This is a genomic window from Streptomyces sp. NPDC001933 (assembly GCF_042890955.1).
Lineage (GTDB): Bacteria > Actinomycetota > Actinomycetes > Streptomycetales > Streptomycetaceae > Streptomyces.
Genome location: NZ_JBIASS010000001.1, coordinates 53,020 through 72,342, shown reverse-complemented (window position 1 = coordinate 72,342; position 19,323 = coordinate 53,020). Strand labels below are relative to the sequence as shown.

The following is a 19,323-nucleotide window of genomic DNA, read 5'->3' as shown; positions in this document are numbered from 1 at the left end:
GACCTTATGTGCGGAATCGTCGGATACATCGGGAAGCGTGATGTGGCTCCGCTGCTGCTGGAAGGGCTGCAGCGGCTGGAATACCGGGGTTACGACTCCGCAGGCATCGTCATCACCGGCAAGGCGTCGGCCGGCAAGCCCGCCGCCCTGCGGATGGTGAAGGCCAAGGGCCGGGTCCGCGAGCTGGAGGCCCGTGTCCCCAAGCGCTTCACCGGCACCACCGGTATCGCCCACACCCGCTGGGCCACCCACGGCGCCCCGAGCGACGAGAACGCGCACCCGCACCTGGACGCCGAGAACAAGGTCGCCGTCGTCCACAACGGCATCATCGACAACGCCTCCGAGCTCCGTGCGAAGCTCGTCGCCGACGGTGTCGTCTTCCTCTCCGAGACCGACACCGAGGTGCTGGTCCACCTGATCGCCCGCGCCCAGGCGGAGACCCTGGAGGAGAAGGTCCGCGAGGCGCTGCGCTCGGTCGAGGGCACGTACGGCATCGCCGTCATGCACGCCGACTTCAACGACCGCATCGTGGTCGCCCGCAACGGCTCCCCGGTCGTGCTCGGCATCGGCGAGAAGGAGATGTTCGTCGCCTCGGACGTCGCCGCGCTGGTCGCCCACACCCGCCAGGTCGTGACCCTGGACGACGGCGAGATGGCCACCCTCAAGGCCGACGACTTCCGTACGTACACCACGGAGGGCTCGTCCACGACGGCCACGCCGACCACCGTGGAGTGGGAGGCCGAGTCGTACGACATGGGCGGCCACGACACGTACATGCACAAGGAGATCTCCGAGCAGGCCGACGCCGTCGACCGGGTGCTGCGCGGCCGGATCGACGACCGCTTCGCCACCGTGCACCTGGGCGGCCTCAACCTGGACGCCCGCGAGGCGCGCGGGGTCCGCCGGATCAAGATCCTCGGCTGCGGCACCTCGTACCACGCGGGCCAGATCGGCGCGCAGCTGATCGAGGAGCTCGCCCGTATCCCCGCGGACGCCGAGCCGGCCTCCGAGTTCCGCTACCGCAACCCGGTCGTCGACCCGGACACGCTGTACGTCGCGGTCTCCCAGTCCGGTGAGACGTACGACGTGCTGGCCGCCGTCCAGGAGCTCAAGCGCAAGGGCGCCCGGGTGCTCGGCGTCGTCAATGTGGTGGGTTCCGCGATCGCCCGGGAGGCGGACGGCGGTACGTACGTCCACGCCGGCCCCGAGGTCTGCGTCGTCTCCACCAAGTGCTTCACCAACACGGTCGTCGCGTTCGCGCTGCTCGCCCTGCACCTGGGCCGGATCCGGGACCTGTCGGTCGCCGACGGCAAGCGGATCATCGACGGGCTGCGCAGGCTGCCCGCCCAGATCAGCGAGATCCTGGCGAACGAGGACGAGATCAAGAAGATGGCGGCCGAGTACGCGGACGCCAAGTCGATGATGTTCATCGGCCGGGTGCGCGGCTACCCCGTCGCCCGTGAGGCCTCGCTGAAGCTCAAGGAGGTCTCGTACATCCACGCGGAGGCGTACCCGGCCTCCGAGCTGAAGCACGGGCCGCTGGCGCTGATCGAGCCCGCGATGCCGACGGTCGCGATCGTGCCGGACGACGACCTGCTGGAGAAGAACCGCGCCGCGATGGAGGAGATCAAGGCCCGCAGCGGCCGCATCCTCGCCGTCGCCCACCAGGTGCAGGAGAAGGCCGACCACACCATCGTCGTGCCGAAGAACGAGAACGAGCTGGACCCGATCCTGATGGGCATCCCGCTCCAGCTCTTCGCGTACCACACGGCGCTGGCCATGGGCCGTGACATCGACAAGCCGCGCAACCTGGCGAAGTCCGTCACCGTCGAATAGGCCCGTGCAGGGGGCGGCCCCGGCGCGCGCAATGCTGTCCTGGTGCGCGCCGGGCGCCCTCGAATCCGCCATCGAGGGCATGAATTGCCGGTTTACGCAGGCGATTTGACGCCATGTCGAACGGGGACGTCACACCGGTTCGCAGGGGTGACGGAGGGGTTGCCGGGGCGGTGACGGAGGGGTTGCGGGGGCGTCGGGCGCTCAGGGGATGACGACGACCGGGCGCTGCGCGCGCCGGGCGAGGCGGCCCGCCACCGAGCCGAAGATCCGGCCGACGATGCCGTGCGTGGAGCCGACGACGATGGCGTCGGCCGAGTACTCCCGGCCGACCTCCTCCAGCTCGTGGCAGATGTCCCCGCCGCGCTCCACGAGGACCCAGGGGACCTCGGAGAGGTAGTCCGCGCAGGCGAGCTCCAGGCCGAGCACCTCGGTGCGGTGGTCGGGCACGTCCACGAAGACGGGCGGCTCGCAGCCTGCCCAGACCGTGGTCGGCAGCCGGTTGGCGACATGGACGATGATCAGACCGGAGCCCGATCTTCGGGCCATTCCGATGGCATAGGCGAGGGCGCGCTCACTGGAGGTCGAGCCGTCGAAGCCGACGACGACCCCATGGCGGAACGCGGGGTCGCATGAATGACGTGTTTCTTCGACCGTCTGCGGGTCCGACATGGGGTCGGCTACCTGCTTGCGGTCGGCGGGTTCGGGGATTTCGTGACCGGCCATCGGTGTCTCGGCGAAGAGAGTCCTCGTGAGGAGAGCGACTTGCGGAAGGTGCGTCAGCGGGCGGTGTTGCGGTGTCCGGGAATCATCTTCCCAACCCCTTACCCCCAAGGGTACGGCGCCACTCCTCCACTGCCCAGACCCGCGCAAAGCGCGCGCGACGTTTCACGGAGCATGCCCGAGGCGGACCCGGATGGCAATGCCGCTTGTGCTGTACACCGACGCCGCCGGGCCCGGACGACCGCCCCCGGTGACCGGACGACACCGTAACCGTCACCGTTTCCGGACGCCGGAAGGCCCCGCTCCCCCGCGAGACCGTCGGACGGATCACGTCCCGGGACCGACCCCGGGACCGACCCCGGGAGCCGGCAACCCGATCCCACGCGTCGCACCGCCCCCGTTACGGACCGCCCGCCCCGTTCCCCGCACGCCGCCCGGCCGGCGACGGACACCGGCCCGTCCGGCGGAATCCGATCGCCGCCGTTTGCCACCGGCCCGTTCCGTGCGATCGGCCGTCCGACCTGCCAAGGGGGCGCAAAGAAGCGGTTGATCACCCGGGTTGTGCGCCGGTTCAATGACTGAATCACACACGCACAACCATCTATTTTCAGCCAACTTCATACCCCCACCGACACCTTGTCGATTTGGCCGGTCAACCCCCTTGCCCCCAGGCAGGAAGAGACCGCGCGGTACGCTTCCACCCAACGGGGACGGGCCATGAACGCCAGGCGCACTTCCCTGAGCGTCCACCGGATGAAACGCTTCGTGATCGAATGCTTCCCGCCAAGTTGCCTTGTCGACATAACGGCGGTTGGTGAACTTGTCACGTCGGCACCATGGGACGCAGTAGATTCGATCTTGGGTATCGAAGTCTGGGGAACTCGTGCATGACCGAGGGGAACAGTGCAGGTGCGACAGGCCCGTAAGGACCAGGGAGACGCGAACACCGAGGGGGGCTTAGCGTCATGAGCCAGGACTCCGCCGCCGCAACGGAGGCTGTACGGAAGCTCAGTGGCCGTCGACGACGAGAAGTCGTCGCCGTGCTGCTGTTCAGCGGCGGCCCCATCTTCGAGAGTTCGATCCCGCTCTCCGTGTTCGGAATCGACCGCCAGGACGCGGGAGTTCCGCGCTACCGACTCCTCGTCTGCGGCGGAGAAGAAGGGCCGCTGCGGACCACCGGGGGACTCGAACTCACCGCGCCCTACGGGCTGGAGGCGATCAGCAGGGCCGGCACCGTCGTGGTGCCCGCCTGGCGTTCGATCACCTCGCCGCCGCCCGCCGAGGCGCTGGAGGCGCTGCGCCGCGCCCATGAGGAGGGCGCCCGCATCGTCGGGCTGTGCACGGGCGCGTTCGTGCTCGCAGCCGCGGGCCTGCTGGACGGCCGCCCGGCGACCACACACTGGATGTACGCACCGACGCTGGCCAAGCGCTATCCGTCGGTGCACGTCGATCCGCGTGAGCTCTTCGTCGACGACGGCGACGTGCTCACCTCCGCCGGCACGGCCGCCGGGATCGATCTCTGCCTGCACATAGTCCGCACGGACCACGGCACGGAGGCCGCCGGGGCACTGGCCCGCCGGCTCGTCGTGCCGCCGCGGCGCAGCGGCGGTCAGGAGCGCTACCTCGACAGGTCTTTACCGGAGGAGATCGGCTCCGACCCGCTCGCAGAGGTCGTGGCCTGGGCGCTGGAGCACCTCCACGAGCAGTTCGACGTGGAGACGCTGGCCGCGCGCGCCTACATGAGCAGGCGGACCTTCGACCGCAGGTTCCGTTCGCTCACCGGCAGCGCACCGCTCCAGTGGCTGATCACCCAGCGGGTGCTGCAGGCGCAGCGGCTGCTGGAGACGTCCGAGTACTCGGTCGACGAGGTGGCGGGTCGCTGCGGCTTCCGCTCGCCGGTCGCGCTGCGCGGACACTTCCGGCGTCAGCTGGGCTCCTCCCCCGCCGCGTACCGGGCCGCCTACCGGGCCCGCCGTCCGCAGGGCGGTGGCGCGGAGCCCGTGGCCGCGGTGACCGAGCCCGTGGTGCCCAGCCAGGGCAACGCGGCGATCCGGCGCGCCACGGCCGCGGCCGCACCGTCGGGTGCGCATGTCGTCACGGCGCCACCGGCCGGCCCGGTCCAGTCGGAGCAGGGGAAACCCGGCCCCGACGCGTACACGACCGGACGACCGACCCTGCCGGGGCAACGGAGTGCCCCGTAGGGTGGGGTCATGAACGATCGCATGGTGTGGATCGACTGCGAGATGACCGGGCTCTCGTTGACGGAAGACGCACTCATCGAGGTGGCCGCGCTGGTCACCGACTCGGAGCTGAACGTGCTCGGTGAAGGGGTGGACATCGTGATCCGCCCGCCGGACACGGCCCTGGAGACCATGCCCGAGGTGGTGCGGCAGATGCACACCGCCTCGGGCCTCCTCGACGAGCTGGCCGGGGGCACCACCCTGGCCGACGCCGAGGCCCAGGTGCTGAACTACGTCCGCGAGCACGTGAAGGAGCCCGGCAAGGCCCCGCTCTGCGGGAACTCGGTCTCCACCGACCGCGGGTTCCTGGCGCGGGACATGTCGGCCCTGGAGGGCTACCTCCACTACCGGATCGTCGATGTCTCCTCGATCAAGGAGCTGGCGCGCCGCTGGTACCCGCGGGCGTACTTCAACAGTCCGGCCAAGAACGGCAACCACCGGGCGCTCGCGGACATCCGTGACTCCATCACGGAGCTGCGTTACTACCGCGAGGCGGTCTTCGTGCCGCAGCCCGGCCCGGACTCGGAGCGCGCGAAGGCCATCGCGGCGCGCGTCGCACCGCCCGCACCGTAGGACCTTGTGAAGCCGCTGGTCATAGCCCTTTCGGGGGTTGGGACCGGCGGCTGAACAACTGGGGCGCGAGCACCCTCTCGGACCCTGTACACTTTTTCTCGGCCGGTCAGAAAAAGACCGGACATGGTGGGTATAGCTCAGATGGTAGAGCACCTGGTTGTGGTCCAGGATGTCGCGGGTTCGAGTCCCGTTACTCACCCTGAAGGGAAGGGCCCCGGTCTTCGGACCGGGGCCCTTCCCGTTTCTGAGTCCCCCTCAGCCGCCCCCTCGATCACCACCCCGGCCGCCCTCGCGGGCGGCCGTGTGACGGTCGTCACGAGGAGTCGCGGACGACCAGTTCGGTGGGGAGCACGATCTGCGGGCGTTCCTGGGTCTCGCTCGCGATCTCCTTGAGCAGGACGCGGGCCATCGTGCGGCCCATCTCCTCGATCGGCTGGCGCACGCTGGTGAGGGCCGGGTCCATGTGGCGGGCCACCGCCGAGTCGTCGAAGCCGACGAGGGCCACATCGTCCGGGATGCGGCGGCCGGCCTCGCGCAGGACCTGGCGGGCGCCCGCGGCCATGACGTCGGAGGCGGCGAAGACCGCGTCGACGTCGGGGCGACGGGCCAGCAGCTCGCGCATGGCCCGTGCGCCGCCCTCCTCGGAGAAGTCGGCGGGGGCGATCAGCCGCTCGTCCGGTTCGAGACCCGCCTCCCGGACCGCGGCGCGGTAGCCGTCGAGGCGGCGCTGCGCACCGTGGACGTCCCGGGGCCCGGTGATCGTGGCGATGGCGCGCCGTCCCCGGGTCACGAGATGGGCGACCGCTGCGCGGGCGCCCCCGAAGTTGTCGGAGTCGACCGCGGCGAGCGTTTCGGAGGCCGACCTGCGGCCGCCCATCACGGCCGGCATGCCGAGCTGCTCCAGCAGGTCCGGCAGCGGGTCGTCGGCATGGACGGAGACCATCAGCACACCGTCGACACGGTGCGCGGTCAGGTACTGGGCCAGCCGGCGGCGCTCGCGGTCGCTGCCGACGAGGGTGAGCAGCAGCTGCATGTCGGTGTCGGCGAGCGCCGCGCCGACACCTCGGACGATGTCGGAGAAGTACGGCTCGGCGAAGAAACGGGTCTCCGATTCGGGCACCACCAGGGCGATGGCGTCCGTGCGGTTCGCGGCGAGCGCGCGGGCCGCGCGGTTGGGTACATAGCCCAGCTCGGCGACGGCCGCCTCCACCGCCTCGCGGGTCTGCGCGCTGACCCGTGGTGAGCCGTTGATGACCCGCGAGGCCGTGCCGCGCCCCACCCCTGCCCGTGCCGCGACTTCTTCGAGCGTGGGCCGGCCACCGCTCCGTACTCGCGCTGCCGTCATGGCTGCCTCCCGTTCGCGGTCAATTTCTCACAGCCGGGTGGCCTGGCCAAGTCCTGGTATCGGCGCCTCCGGCAGCCCGTACGGGACGGGCCGCCGCTCCGCATCACCCTTCTGGGAGCGCTCCCATCCTACGCTGGCGGCGGATGACGTCGGCGTACCAGTGGGCGCTCGCCTTGGGGATGCGGCGCTGGGTGGCGTAGTCGACGTAGACGGCGCCGAAGCGCTTGGAGTACCCGTAGCCCCACTCGAAGTTGTCCATCAGGGACCAGAGGAAGTAGCCGCGTACGTCCGCCCCGGCGGCGATCGCCCGCCGTACGGCGTCCAGGTGCCCGCGCAGGTACTCGATCCGCTCGGGGTCCTCCACCCTGCCCTCGGGCGAGACGTAGTCGTCGAAGGCGGCGCCGTTCTCGGTGACCATCAGCGGCAGGCCGGGGTTGTCCCGGGCCACGTCCATGAGGAGCTCGTACAGCCCGTCGGGGTCGATCGCCCAGTTCATGGCGGTGCGCTGACGGCCCTCGGCCAGGTGGAAGGCTACGTTTTCGGAGCCGGGCCACGGGGAGTGGTCGCTGTTGCCGTGGCCGTCGTCGCGCGCGTCGCCGGCGCCGTCGGCGGGCGTGGAGACCAGCGTCGGTGTGTAGTAGTTGACGCCCAGGACGTCGACCGGGCGGGAGATGACCGCCGGGTCGCCGTCGTGGACCAGCTCCGACCAGTCGACCAGGTGCTCGGTGTCGGCGATCAGGTCCTCGGGGTACGCGCCGTGCAGCATCGGGCCGGTGAAGATCCGGTTGCCCACCGCGTCGATCCGGCAGGCGGCGTCCGCGTCGGCGGCGCTGCCGGTCAGCGGGCGGACGTGGTGGAGGTTGAGGGTGACCGAGATCCGCGCGCTGGCGGGGAGGCGGTCGCGCAGGACCCCGGTCGCCCGGCCATGGGCGAGGTTGAGGTGGTGGGCGGCGCGCAGCGCGGCGGCGGGCTCGGTGCGGCCGGGGGCGTGCACGCCGGAGCCGTAGCCGAGGAAGGCCGAGCACCACGGCTCGTTGAGGGTGGTCCAGGTGCTGACGCGGTCACCGAGGGCCCCGGCCATGATGTCGGCGTAGTCGGCGAAGCGTTCGGCGGTCACGCGCTCGGGCCAGCCGCCCGCGTCCTCCAACTCCTGGGGCAGGTCCCAGTGGTAGAGGGTGGCGACGGGTGCGATGCCCGCTTCGAGGAGTTCGTCGACGAGCCTGCGGTAGAAGTCCAGGCCGCGTTCGACGGCGGGGCCGCGGCCGGTGGGCTGCACCCGGGGCCAGGAGACGGAGAAGCGGTAGGCCGTCAGGCCGAGCCGTTTCATCAGCGCCACGTCGTCGCGGTAGCGGTGGTAGTGGTCGGCGGCGATGTCTCCGGTGTCGCCGTTGCGGACCTTGCCCGGGGTGCGGCTGAAGGTGTCCCAGATGGAAGGGGTCCGGCCGTCCTCGGCCGCGGCGCCCTCGACCTGGTAGGCGGCGGTGGCCGCCCCCCAGACGAAGCCGGTCGGGAATTCCGCCGCTTCGGATGCGGCCTTCGGGGCGGTGTCGGATCGTACGGCAGTCATGCGGGAGCGCTCCCAGGGTGGATGGGCAGGGGGAAGGAAGGGGCAGGGAGGAAGGGGTGGGGCGGAAGGGGCGGGGCGGTATCGGCCCTTGGCGGCTGCGGTATCACCCCTTGGCGGCGGTATCAGCCCTTGACGGCGCCGGACATGATCCCGCCGACGATCCGCTTGCCGAAGACCACGAAGACCACGAGCAGCGGCAGGGTGCTGATCAGCGCGCCCGCCATCACGATGCTCTGGTCGGGGACGTAGGAGGCGCTCAGCTGGCCGAGGGCCACCTGGAGCGTGGGGTTCTCCTGGTTCAGGGCCAGGTACGGCCAGAAGAAGTCGTTCCACGCCTGTACGAAGGTGAGCATGCCGAGCACCATCATGGCCGGGCGGGCCACGGGGAGCACGATGCTCCACACGACGCGGAGGTTGTTCGCTCCGTCCACCTTGCCCGCCTCGATGAGTTCGTAGGGCAGCGCCTCGCTGAGGTACTGCCGCATGAAGAACACTCCGAACGCGCTCACCAGCGTCGGGAAGATCACCGACTCCAGCTGACCGCCCCATCCGATGTCGGACATCATCATGAACAGTGGTACGACGCTGAGTTGGGGCGGGATCGTGAGCGTGGCGACGACCGCGGTCATCAGTGCGCCGCGGCCCCTGAAGCGCATCTTGGCGAAGGCGTAGCCGGCCAGGGTGCAGAAGAAGAGCGTCGCCGCGGTGATGCTCGCGGAGACGACGAGCGTGTTCCAGATGGCCTTGCCGAGATGGGCCTGTTCCCAGGCCGCTCGGAGGTTGTTGAACAGGTTGCCGCCGGGGACGAACGGCGGGGTGGTGTCCAGTATCTCGTCCTGGGTACGGGACGCGGCGACGAGTGTCCAGTACAGAGGGAAGAGGGAGCCGATGCCGACGACGGCGAGGGCGAAGTAGGCGAAGGGGCCGGCGTGGTGCTGGCGGCCCGCGCCCTGCTTGAACCTGCCGCGCCGAGGAGGAGTGCCGGGGGCAGCGGCCTTGGACACGCGGCGGCTGTCCGGGGCGGTGACGGTGCTGGTCGTGGTCATGGGTATCGCTCCCGGTCAGGCCGAGGTCTTGCGCACGGAGCGCCCGACGAGCCAGTTGATCGCGGCAATGAGCAGCAGCAGGGCGAGCATGGCCCAGGCGACTGCGGCGGCCGGACCGAGGTGTCCGAGCTTCCAGCCGTAGTTGTAGAGGTAGACGCTGAGCGTCTCGTACTGGTGCTCGTTGCCCCCCTGCGCTCCGATGGTGCCGCCCTCCAGGAGCAGCGGCTCGCCGAACAGTTGCATCGACCCGACGGTCGAGATGACGATCGTGAAGAGGATCGTGGGCCGCAACGCCGGGATCGTCACGTTGCGGAACTGCTGCCAGCGCGAGGCGCCGTCGAGCGAGGCGGCCTCGTAGAGGTCGGACGGGACGGCCTGCATCGCGGCCAGGTAGATCAGGGCGTTGTAGCCGGTCCAGCGCCAGATCACGATGACCGAGATGGCGATCTTGGACGACCAGTGGCCATTGGCCCAGTTGGTGTCGCCGAGACCGATGAAGTCCAGGGCCCAGTTCAGCAGGCCGCCGTCGGCGCGGAAGACGAGGGCGAAGACCAGGGCGGCGGAGGCCACGGAGGTGGCGTACGGAGTGAGGATCACCGTCCGCCAGAAGGTGCTGGCGCGCAGTTTGTAGTTCAGCAGGTGGGCCAGGCCCAGGGCCACCAGCAGCTGCGGGACGGTGGAGATCACCCCGATGACGAAGGTGTTGCCGACGGCCGTCCAGAACTCCGGGTCCTGGAGGATCCTGCTGAAGTTCTCCCAGCCGACCCAATCCATCCGGTCGAGGCTGATCATCTCCACCCGGTGCAGGGCGATCCAGCCGGTGTAGAGGAGGGGGTAGAGCCCGAAGGCGCCGAAGACGAGAAAGAAGGGCGCGATGTAGGCGTAGGGGGACGCCTTGTCGTCGAAGCGCCACAGCCGGCTGCGCCATGCCTGGCGGCCGGGGGACATGGGCTTCGGGACGCGACGGCCCGGCTTCGAGCCGGGTGCGCCCCGGGCGGGGATCGAGGTTGCCACAGGTGGGAGTCCTTCCCTGGGGTGTGCCGACACCGCAGGGGCAGGCCGGAGTTCTGGTCAGGTCCGGCGGTGGTGTCGGAGTCCGTGCGCGAGGGCCGGCGCGGAAGAGCGGCCCCGGTGCGGGTGGGCCGGGACGTGGATGTGGGGTCCCGGCCGCCCGCATCGATGGGGAGCTCAGCCGATCACCTTGTCGATGGCCTCCGTGGCGGCCTTCCAGGCGTCGTCCGGCTCGGTGCCCCGCTGCTCCATGTTGTTGATCTGGGTGGAGATGCTGTCCTTGATGATGCCGTCCTTCGGGCCCAGCACGGCCGCGGGGATGACCTGGGCCTCCGCGGCGTAGATCTCACCGATGGGGGCGTTGTTGAAGTACGCGAGCTTGGCGCTCTTCACCTCGGGGAGCTCGTAGGCGCCCTTGTTCGACGGGAAGACGCCGACGGCCTTGAACACGGCGGCCTGCTGCTCGGGGGCGGTCAGCCACTTGACGAGCTTCTGCGCCTCCTCGACGTTCTTTCCCTTGGCGGGCACGGCGAGGAAGGAGCCGCCCCAGTTGGCCGCGGTCTCGCCCGGGGTGCGGGCGATGTCCCACTTGCCCTTGAACTCGTCACCGGCGTACGTGGCGATCTGCGCGGCCATCCACGCGGGGCAGGCGACCGTGGCCACCGTGCCCTTGCGCAGTGCGGCCTTCCACGGGTCCTGGAACTGGGCCAGGCCGGCGGTCAGATCCTTCGCGGCGGCCTCGGCGGCGAGGTTCCAGCCCGCCTTGACGCCGGCGCTGTCCTTGTAGATCGCCTTGCCGTCCTTGGCGTAGTACTGCTCCTCGTTGGAGGAGACCACGCTGTTGTACATGGCGCTGGCGGAGTCCATGTAGAAGGTGCCCTTGGGGGCCTTCTTCTTGTACTCCTCGCCGAGCTTCAGGTAGTCGTCCCAGCCTCCGGCGACCTTGGCGGCGACCTCCTCGCGGTCGGCCGGGAGACCGGCCTGCTCGAACAGGTCGCGGCGGTAGCAGAGCGACATCGGGCCGATGTCGGTGCCCGCGCCGATGACCTTGCCGTCGTCGGTGGTGGCCTGCAGCGCCTTCCAGTTGACCCACTGGCCGGAGTCGATGACCCCGGCCAGGTCGGCGAAGGCGTCCGCCTTGGTGTCGACGAGCTCCTTCACCCGGCCGACCTCGATGCCCTGGATGTCGGCCAGCCCGCTGCCCGTGTTGAGCTGCTGGAGGAACTTCGGGTAGTAGACCTGCTCGTCGGCGGTGACGTTCTCCTTGACCGTGACGTTCGGGTGCAGTTCGTGGTATTTGGCGAAGAGTCCGGCCTCCTTGTACCCGAACTGCCCGAAGTCGGCGACGGTCAGCGTGATGTTCCCGTTCGCGTCGGGGCCGGTGCTGCCCGACTGGTCCGAGTCGCTGCTGCAGCCGGTCAGCAACAGGGCCGAGGCCGTCAGGCCCGTGGTGGCCAGGACCGCGGCTCTGCGGCTCCGGCCGGTGACGGTGCGGGTGATGCGCATTCCACTGCTCCTTGTTCCGGGGTGGGACGTTCCGGGGTGACGTTCCGGGTGAGGTGTTCCTGGAGTGTTCCGAGTGAGGGGGAGGGCACGCGCGGTGCGTTCGGGCGGGAGGGGCCGTCCGGCGTGGGAGCGCTCCCACGCGTCGATGTCGGAAGGTTCCTGCCTCGAAGGGGTGGGTGTCAAGAGTTGAAGACGCTTCCGTTGCCCGAGCGTGTCCGGCAAGTCACGGGACCGTGTCCTGCCGAGGGCTTGCCACAACCCGTATGCGCTGCCCGGGATTTCACGCCGTCCGGGGAATGCGCAGGCCGGAGGCGCGGTGGGCAGGACGCACCGCGCGCCGGCCGCGCCGGACCCCGCATCCGCGCCGGCCGCCGGCAGCGGTTCACGTCATCCGTGGTTCACACCGGCCCGCCCGCCGGAAGGTGAACGGGGCGCCACGCGGTGGGGCGGCCGCGGGCACGTCCGCCTTCTCCCTTTGGAGTCGGCCCGCCCTACGCCTCCCGCAGCCGGGCCAGCGTGGATTCGAGTTCCGTCTGCGCGGCCCGGCCCGCCGATTCCGCGTCCCCGGCCACCACGGCCCGCACCAGCGCGTCATGGACGGCGTCGCCGTGGTCCGGGTCCTCGCGGCGCAGGCCGAACAGTTCCACGAGGTCGATCAGCCCCTGCCGCAGCGCGGGCGCGAACTCGCCGAAGAGGTCGGTGAGTACGGGATTGTGCGCGGCGGCCACCACGGCCCGGTGCAGCGCGATGTCCGCGTCGACGAACTCCGCGTCTCCCCCGGCCCCGGCCGCCCGCCGTGCGGTGAGCGCCGCGTCGAGGGCGATCAGGTCCTCGTCCGTGCGGCGGCTCGCGGCCAGCCGGGCGGCCTGGACCTCGATCAGCATGCGCACCTCGTACACATCGGTGACCGCGGCCCGGCGCAGCCGGGCGGGCCAGTCCTCCGTCACCCGGTCGGCGACGACGAAGACGCCCGCGCCCTGCCGGGACCGGAGCAGCCCGAGCGTGGCCAGCGTGCGCACCGCCTCGCGGACCGTGGAGCGGCCCACGCCGAGCGTCCTGGCCAGGGTCGTCTCGCCGGGAATCCGCGTGCCGACCGGCCAGTGCCCCTCGGTGATCTGCTCGCGCAGATGGTTCGTGGCCTGTTCGACCAGGGGGCTGGGGCGGAGCGGACCGAGCGAGGACACGGGTTCACCTGTCAGGTTGTCTGAGGACTTGCTTTCTGGCTACTCTACCGGCCATGACGCTCAGCGGTCTCCTTCTTCTCGGCTGCCGCGGCGGGGCCTGAAGCGACCGGCACCCCGCCGCGGGATGCCGTGCTGCGCCGGTCGCGTCCGGCGATGCGAGAAGAGACCCGTCCTCATGTCCGACCGTCAGTCACCGATGCACGGCTTCCCCACGATCTGCACCCCGCGCGGGCCCGTGCCCGCCGACGCGCCCCGCTGGAATCCGCAGCGGGCGAGCTCCATGCCCTCCCACCGCTACCGCTCGGCCTTCGACCGCGTCGAGGTTCCGCTGACCGGCCGCACCTGGCCGCAAACCCGGATCGAACGCGCCCCGCTCTGGGTGCCGGTGGACCTGCGCGACGGCAACCAGGCTCTGGCCGAGCCCATGGACACGCCGCGCAAGCGCCGGATGTTCGATCTGCTCGTCGCGATGGGCTTCAAGGAGATCGAGATCGGCTATCCCTCCGCGAGCCGCACCGACTTCGACTTCGTCCGGCACCTGGCCGAGGGCGACGCGGTACCGGACGACGTCACCGTGGTCGTCTTCACCCCGGCCAAAGCGGATCTGATCGAGCGGACCTTCGAGTCCATCGAAGGGATGGCCCGCGCGGTCGTCCATCTGTACATCCCGACCGCGCCCGTCTGGCGCGACGTGGTGCTCGGCCGCGGCAGGGCCGAGGTGCACTCCACGGTGCTGGAGTCCGCGCGGCGGATGGAGCGGCTGGCGCGGGCACGGCCCGGGGCGGACATCCGGTTCGAGTTCTCGCCCGAGGTGTTCATCCTCACCGAGCCGGATTACGTCCTGGAGATCTGCAACAGCCTCACCGCCCTGTGGGACGCCTCCCCGGACCGGCCGGTCATCCACAACCTGCCCGCCACGGTGGAGATCGCGACGCCGAACGTGTACGCGGACCAGATCGAGTACATGCACCGCCATCTGGACCGGCGGGACTCGGTGATCCTCTCCGTCCATCCGCACAACGACCGCGGCACCGGCACCGCCTGCGCCGAACTCGCCGTACTGGCGGGCGCGCAGCGGGTGGAGGGCTGCCTGTTCGGCAACGGGGAGCGCACCGGCAATGTCGACCTGGTCAACCTGGCCCTCAATCTGCACGCCCAGGGCGTCGACCCGATGGTCGACTTCTCCGACATCGACGAGATCCGCCGCACGGTCGAGTACTGCAACCGGCTGCCGGTGCCGCCCCGCCACCCCTACGGCGGCGATCTCGTGTACACGGCGTTCTCCGGCACCCACCAGGACGCCATCAGCAAGGGCTTCGCCCACCACGCAAGCAGCGGCTCCGAGCTGTGGTCGGTGCCGTACCTGCCGATCGACCCGGCGGATGTGGGGCGTACGTACGAGGCGGTCATCCGGGTCAACAGCCAGTCCGGGAAGGGCGGCATCGCCCATCTGCTGCGGAGCAACTACGGGGTGGACCTGCCGGCCCGGCTGCGCGCCGACTTCTCCCGCACGGTGCAGGCCGCGACCGACGACAGCGGTCTGGAGGCCACTCCGAAGGATCTGTGGGAGCTGTTCGACGCGGCATACCTTGCCCCCGGGCGGGCCGGGAACGTCGCCCTGACCTCCTGGTCGACGGACCGGAACCCGGCCGGTGAGCACCGGTTCATCTGCTCGCTGCGGGTGGACGACCGGGAGGGCGACTACGAGGGCACGGGCAATGGCCCGGTGTCGGCGTTCACCCGTGCACTGGCCGCCGCGGGCATCGAGGTGGACATCCTCGACTTCACGGAGCACGCGACGGGTGCGGGGCAGGGCAGCCCGGCGATGGCGTACGTGGAGTGCCGGGTGGGCGAAGAGGTGTGCTGGGGTGCGGGCCAGGACACCTCCGTCCTCACGGCCTCGATCCTGGCGGTGCTCTCGGCGGTGAACCGGGCCGCCTGACGGGCGGACAGGGGCGCGCGTCCCGGCCGGGGGTGGGGGATGGGGGCCGGCCGGAACGCGCGGGCGGGGTGGACGGTCTGCGTGCGTGGCGGAACGCGCGGGCGGCGGGGCGGCAGGGCGGTCCGGTCGTCGCCGTAGGACTGCTGCCAGACCTGGGCCAGGAGTTCCTTGCGGGGCACGACGACCCCGGGCCGGCCCGCGAGGAAGGCGAGCAGGTCGAACTCACGGCGGGTCAGGTCGAGTGCGGCGCCGTCCAGTTCGGCATGGCGGCGCAGCGGGTCGATGGCGAGCCCGCCGACCCGGATGACGCTCGGCAGCGGCGCCTCGCCCCCGGCGGCGCGCGAACGGCGCAGCACGGCGGCCATCCGCGCGGACAGGTGCTCCACCGAGAAGACCGTATGGGACGCCTCGGTCAGGTGCCGGGTGAGGGCGGAACGTACGAACTGGTCGTCCTCGACCACGAGCACACTTGCCATGGGCGGCACCGTACGCCGTCCGGGGCGCGGCGGTACCGCCCACGGGGGAACCGGGACGGCGGGCGGCCCGATGGGGCAGGATGTGTGGGTTCAGCCGAAGGCCGAGGGCGGCGGCGCCGGGGACGGCTTGGCGTCCGCGTCGCTCACCGCGGCCGCGCCGCCGGTGAAGTCGGCCAGCGCCCGCCCGTGTTCGACGCGTCCGGGATGCGGATCGGTCGCCACCCGGCGGGTCAGCTCCGCGACCTTCAGCGGCAGGTCCGAGGCGAGCAGCACGGCGTTGCCGAAGCGGCGGCCGCGCCACACGGTCGGGTCGGCGGCGAGCGCCAGTTCCGGGAAGACCGTGGCCGCGGTGGCGATCTGGCCGCGCAGATGGGTCAGCGGCGGCCCGTCCGCGAGGTTGGCGACGTAGCTCCCGCCGGGCTTCAGGACCCGGCGGACCTCGGCGAGGAATTCGGCGCTGGTGAGGTGCGCGGGGGTGCGGGCCCCGCTGAAGACGTCGGCGATGACGAGATCCGCCCAGCCGTCCTGGATCTTCCCGAGCCCGGCGCGGGCGTCGGTGGCCCTGACCCTGATCCTGGCCTGCGGGTCCAGCGGCAGTTCCCGGCGCACCAGTTGGACGAGGGCGGCGTCCACCTCGATGACCTGCTGGGTGGACCGGGGCCGGGTCGCGGCGATGTAGCGGGCGAGCGTGAAGGCGCCGCCGCCCAGGTGCACCACGTGCAGGGGCTGTCCGGGGGGTGCGACGAGATCGGCGATGTGGCCGATCCTGCGCTGGTACTCGAAGGACAGGAACGTGGGGTCGTCGAGATCCACATGGGACTGCGGGGCGCCGTCGAGCGTCAGCGTCCAGGCGTGCGGCCGCTCCCGGTCGGGCACCAGCTCGGCGAGGGAGCCGTCCACCGGTTCGGCGAGGGGCTCCGTCCTGCGCCCGGCGCGCCCGGCACCGCGTTCGGTCCTGCGCTCGGTCCTGCCATCGGCCTTGCCGTCGTCCTTGCGGTCGGACCGCTTACGGGCGCCCGCACCCCCGCCCGACGCTCCTCGACGTGCCACCGCTGCTCGTGCCTGCTCACTGCTCTTCGCTCCGGACCGGTACGGAACCGGCCGTGCCGGGGAAACCCGCCCACCTGCCCATTATGAGTGCGCGGCCGGTGGACCGGCGGTCAGCGCATGATCGCTGGACCAGGCGGACCGGCGGTCGGCTCCTGGGCACGCGGCCGGGGAGCCTGCGGTCAGCGGCAGCTGTCGGCCGCCTCGATCAGCCGGGCCGCCTGGTCGAGTGCGGCCCGCAGCACGGCCGGGTCGGTGACCGGGGCGTCGCCCTCGGGCGGCAGCAGCCAGCCGCTGCCGGTGACCGGCGGCTCGGCGGGGATGCGCAGCCCGCGGCCGGCGGTCTGCGTACAGGCGCTGCCCGGTACGTCCCACCCCTCGGCGGTCCCCGGCGGCACGAGGAAGCCGAGGGTGTCGCAGGTGCCGTCGTGCAGGACCGGGCCGATGTCCCGCTCGGCGTCCCGGCGCAGGATGTCCACGGCCTCCAGGCCCTGGCGGGCCGGGACGGTCACCAGGTCGCAGGGCTCGGCCCCGTGGCCCTCCGCGGACGCGGGTGCCGCGGCACCCGTCGCGGCCGGGGGCGTCGCAGTCGTCCGTGCGTCGGTCTCCGTGCCGGGATGCAACAAGGGACCTCTCCTCTCATCGCCGGGCGGAGTCGGATTCCGTCTCCGCATGGACCAACGCGCCGACCGCGTCAAGGGCTACGGTGCCACGCCGCCGCAAAGGGTGGCAGTTCATGGCGGATCGCGGGCGAGATGCCCGACTTCGCCCGCAAACGCCCTGTGTGCGTCCCGTCACAGCGGGTACGTTCTTGCTCCGCCGGGGACACCGGAAGCAGGAACCCCGGCTGCGGAAGAGAGGTTCCGGTCCATGGTGTCGACAGGGGCAGTTCCCAACCTCGCCTTCCGGCGGCTGCGCGGACAGCGCTCCGCCGGGGAGTTCGCTGCCGCGGTACGCAGGTCCGCCCGTGAGATCGGCGAGCAGGTCGCGTGCGACGCCCGGTACATCGGACGCGTGGAGTCCGGGGAGATCCGCTGCCCGAACTACGCGTACGAACGGGTCTTCCTGCACATGTTCCCCGGGAGGACCCTGGCGGACCTGGGCTTCTCGCCGCGCGAAACCGTGCGCGGCCGGGCGGCGCGGGCCACCGCCGAGCCCCCACCGCCCCCTGCGCTCCACAGCGACACCGACGAGGAGAGCGACGTGCTGCGTCGCGTATTCATGACGAGCGGCACCACCACGATGGCGGCCGCGACCCTGGGCCTGGGCCTGGGCGGCACGCCCGCCGCTGCCGCCGTCCTGCCCGACCCGCGCCGGGTCGGCGAGAGAGAGGTCGGCGCCGTCGAGAAGGCGGTGCGGCAGATCCGGCTGCTCGACGACCGGCACGGCGGCGACGGCCTGTACCGCAGGGCGTCCCGGCCGCTGCGGGCGGCGTACGCGCTGCTCGACTCCGGGACGGCCGCCAAGCGCTCCACCGCCGACCGGCTGCATGCCGGAGCGGGCGAACTGGCCATCTCGGTGGGCTGGCTGGCCCATGACTCGGGCCGGTACGAGGACGCCCGCTCGCACTACGCGGAGGCGCTCGCCACGGCACGGGTGGCCGGTGACGCGGCGCTGGAGGCGCACGCGTTCTGCAACACGTCGTTCCTGGCCCGGGACACCGGGCGGCCCCGCGAGTCCGTGCGCGCGGCGGAGGCCGGGCAGCGGGCGGCGCAGCCGCTGGGCTCGCCCCGGCTGCTGGCGCTGCTCGCGCTGCGCGAGGCGGGGGGCCGGGCTGGGCTCGGGGACCGCTCGGGCTGCGAGCGGGCGATCGGCCGGGCGCACACCGCGTTCGGGCGCGGGCCCCGCGACGCCGATCCGGAGTGGATGACGTTCTTCCGGGAGGCGGAGCTGGAGATGCTCCAGGCGCAGTGCTGGTCGGCGCTGGGCGACTGGTCCCGGGCGGCCGGGCACGCGCTGCGGGCCACCCGGCTCCAGGACCCGCACTTCACCCGGAACCTGGCGCTGTACCGGGCCGAGCTGACCTGGGATCTCGCGCGGGCGGGCCGGGCCGCGGAGGCCGCGTCGGCGGGCCATCAGGTGCTGGACCTGCTGGACCGCGTCCGGTCGACCCGCATCCGGGCCATGCTGGCCCAGGCGGCGGGGGTGCTGGTGCCGCAGCGGGGCGTGGCGGAGGTAAAGGAGTTCCTGGAGCGGTACGCAGAGGTGGCGGAGGCCGCCACCTCGTAGGCTTCAGCCGTCCAGGTGGCCGGTGTCGTTCCAGCGCTCGATCGCGGGTGCCCCGTACGCCCATCCCAGCACCGACAGCGACGTCGGGTCGAGCCGGATCCGCGCCGCGAACGACACGTCCTCGCCGAGCCACCGCGCCCCCAGCGCCCGCAGGATGTGGCCGTGGGCGAAGACCAGCACATCGCGGTCGGCCGAGCGGGCCCAGTCCACGATCTCGTCGGCGCGGGCGGACAGCTCGGCCAGGGTCTCCCCCTCCGGCACCCCGTCGCGCCAGATGAACCAGTCCGGGCGGATCGCCTTGATCTCGGCCGGGGTCATCCCCTCGTACGCCCCGTAGTCCCACTCCATGAGCGCGTCCCACGGCTCGGCCCGGTCCGCGAATCCCGCGATCTCGCAGGTCTCCCTGGCCCGTACCAGCGGGCTGGTGCGCACCTCCAGGCCCGGCAGGTCCGCCCACGGACCGCGCCGCAGCCGCTCGCCGAGGAGCTTGGCCCCCGCACGGCCGGTGTCGAGCAGCGGGATGTCCGTCCTGCCGGTGTGATTGCCCCTGACGGACCATTCCGTCTGGCCGTGGCGGGCGAGCAGGATACGCGGTGCCATG

At 71.6% G+C, this 19,323-nt stretch carries 15 protein-coding genes, 1 tRNA gene and 1 pseudogene; 6 read left to right on the top strand and 11 right to left on the bottom strand.

Going from position 1 to position 19,323, the window contains the following annotated elements; translation table 11 throughout:
• The first annotated feature begins 6 nt into the window (after positions 1-6).
• Complete coding sequence (gene glmS, locus ACFYY7_RS00335; protein ID WP_388655337.1) at positions 7-1,836, top strand: glutamine--fructose-6-phosphate transaminase (isomerizing); 1,830 nt, start codon at positions 7-9, stop codon at positions 1,834-1,836.
• 201 nt (positions 1,837-2,037) lie between these two features.
• On the opposite strand, the gene ACFYY7_RS00330 is transcribed toward glmS, so the two are convergent.
• Positions 2,038-2,559 carry a universal stress protein gene (locus ACFYY7_RS00330; protein WP_189547056.1) on the bottom strand — a complete coding sequence of 174 codons (522 nt, stop codon included), beginning with the start codon at positions 2,557-2,559 and terminating at the stop codon, positions 2,038-2,040.
• A 962-nt stretch (positions 2,560-3,521) separates the two neighbouring features.
• On the opposite strand from ACFYY7_RS00330, the gene ACFYY7_RS00325 reads away from it, so the two are divergent.
• The 3 genes from ACFYY7_RS00325 to ACFYY7_RS00315 all read left to right on the top strand — a co-directional run bounded on the left by ACFYY7_RS00325 (position 3,522) and on the right by ACFYY7_RS00315 (position 5,568).
• Positions 3,522-4,757, top strand: a complete 1,236-nt coding sequence (locus tag ACFYY7_RS00325; protein WP_388655335.1) for a helix-turn-helix domain-containing protein — start codon at positions 3,522-3,524, stop codon at positions 4,755-4,757.
• Between the two features lie 9 nt (positions 4,758-4,766).
• Positions 4,767-5,369, top strand: a complete 603-nt coding sequence (orn, locus tag ACFYY7_RS00320) for an oligoribonuclease (RefSeq protein ID WP_388655333.1) — start codon at positions 4,767-4,769, stop codon at positions 5,367-5,369.
• Positions 5,370-5,495: 126 nt separating this feature from the next.
• A tRNA-His gene (locus ACFYY7_RS00315) sits at positions 5,496-5,568 on the top strand.
• Positions 5,569-5,682: 114 nt separating this feature from the next.
• On the opposite strand, the gene ACFYY7_RS00310 is transcribed toward ACFYY7_RS00315, so the two are convergent.
• The 6 genes from ACFYY7_RS00310 to ACFYY7_RS00285 form a co-directional block, all read right to left on the bottom strand.
• Entirely contained in the window at positions 5,683-6,714 is a 1,032-nt protein-coding gene (locus ACFYY7_RS00310; protein WP_266732791.1) for a LacI family DNA-binding transcriptional regulator, read from the bottom strand.
• Between the two features lie 103 nt (positions 6,715-6,817).
• Positions 6,818-8,281, bottom strand: coding sequence for a GH1 family beta-glucosidase (locus ACFYY7_RS00305; protein WP_388655331.1), 1,464 nt, complete (start codon positions 8,279-8,281; stop codon positions 6,818-6,820).
• A gap of 122 nt (positions 8,282-8,403) precedes the next feature.
• Complete coding sequence (locus ACFYY7_RS00300; RefSeq protein ID WP_388655329.1) at positions 8,404-9,327, bottom strand: carbohydrate ABC transporter permease; 924 nt, start codon at positions 9,325-9,327, stop codon at positions 8,404-8,406.
• A 15-nt stretch (positions 9,328-9,342) separates the two neighbouring features.
• Entirely contained in the window at positions 9,343-10,341 is a 999-nt protein-coding gene (locus ACFYY7_RS00295; RefSeq protein ID WP_388655327.1) for a carbohydrate ABC transporter permease, read from the bottom strand.
• Between the two features lie 174 nt (positions 10,342-10,515).
• The gene (locus tag ACFYY7_RS00290) at positions 10,516-11,844 is read right to left on the bottom strand and encodes an extracellular solute-binding protein (RefSeq protein ID WP_388655325.1); all 1,329 of its coding nucleotides are present in this window, start codon (positions 11,842-11,844) and stop codon (positions 10,516-10,518) included.
• Between the two features lie 491 nt (positions 11,845-12,335).
• A complete protein-coding gene (locus ACFYY7_RS00285; protein WP_356078031.1) occupies positions 12,336-13,028 on the bottom strand; it encodes a FadR/GntR family transcriptional regulator in 693 nt (230 codons plus the stop codon).
• Positions 13,029-13,203: 175 nt separating this feature from the next.
• On the opposite strand from ACFYY7_RS00285, the gene leuA reads away from it, so the two are divergent.
• Positions 13,204-14,970, top strand: a complete 1,767-nt coding sequence (leuA, locus tag ACFYY7_RS00280) for a 2-isopropylmalate synthase (RefSeq protein WP_388655323.1) — start codon at positions 13,204-13,206, stop codon at positions 14,968-14,970.
• A 119-nt stretch (positions 14,971-15,089) separates the two neighbouring features.
• Here the strand turns inward: leuA and ACFYY7_RS00275 are convergent.
• The 3 genes and pseudogenes from ACFYY7_RS00275 to ACFYY7_RS00265 all read right to left on the bottom strand — a co-directional run.
• Positions 15,090-15,446, bottom strand: a pseudogene (locus ACFYY7_RS00275) (winged helix-turn-helix domain-containing protein); the annotation flags it as partial.
• A 90-nt stretch (positions 15,447-15,536) separates the two neighbouring features.
• A complete protein-coding gene (locus ACFYY7_RS00270; protein ID WP_388655321.1) occupies positions 15,537-16,496 on the bottom strand; it encodes a spermidine synthase in 960 nt (319 codons plus the stop codon).
• 179 nt (positions 16,497-16,675) lie between these two features.
• Entirely contained in the window at positions 16,676-17,119 is a 444-nt protein-coding gene (locus ACFYY7_RS00265; protein ID WP_266732777.1) for a hypothetical protein, read from the bottom strand.
• Between the two features lie 244 nt (positions 17,120-17,363).
• Here ACFYY7_RS00265 and ACFYY7_RS00260 point away from each other — a divergent pair, with 244 nt between their 5' ends.
• Positions 17,364-18,722 (top strand): tetratricopeptide repeat protein, encoded by a 1,359-nt coding sequence (locus tag ACFYY7_RS00260; RefSeq protein ID WP_388655319.1) that lies wholly within the window; start codon positions 17,364-17,366, stop codon positions 18,720-18,722.
• Between the two features lie 3 nt (positions 18,723-18,725).
• On the opposite strand, the gene ACFYY7_RS00255 is transcribed toward ACFYY7_RS00260, so the two are convergent.
• Positions 18,726-19,322 carry a histidine phosphatase family protein gene (locus ACFYY7_RS00255; RefSeq protein WP_376307050.1) on the bottom strand — a complete coding sequence of 199 codons (597 nt, stop codon included), beginning with the start codon at positions 19,320-19,322 and terminating at the stop codon, positions 18,726-18,728.
• Position 19,323: the final 1 nt, after the last annotated feature.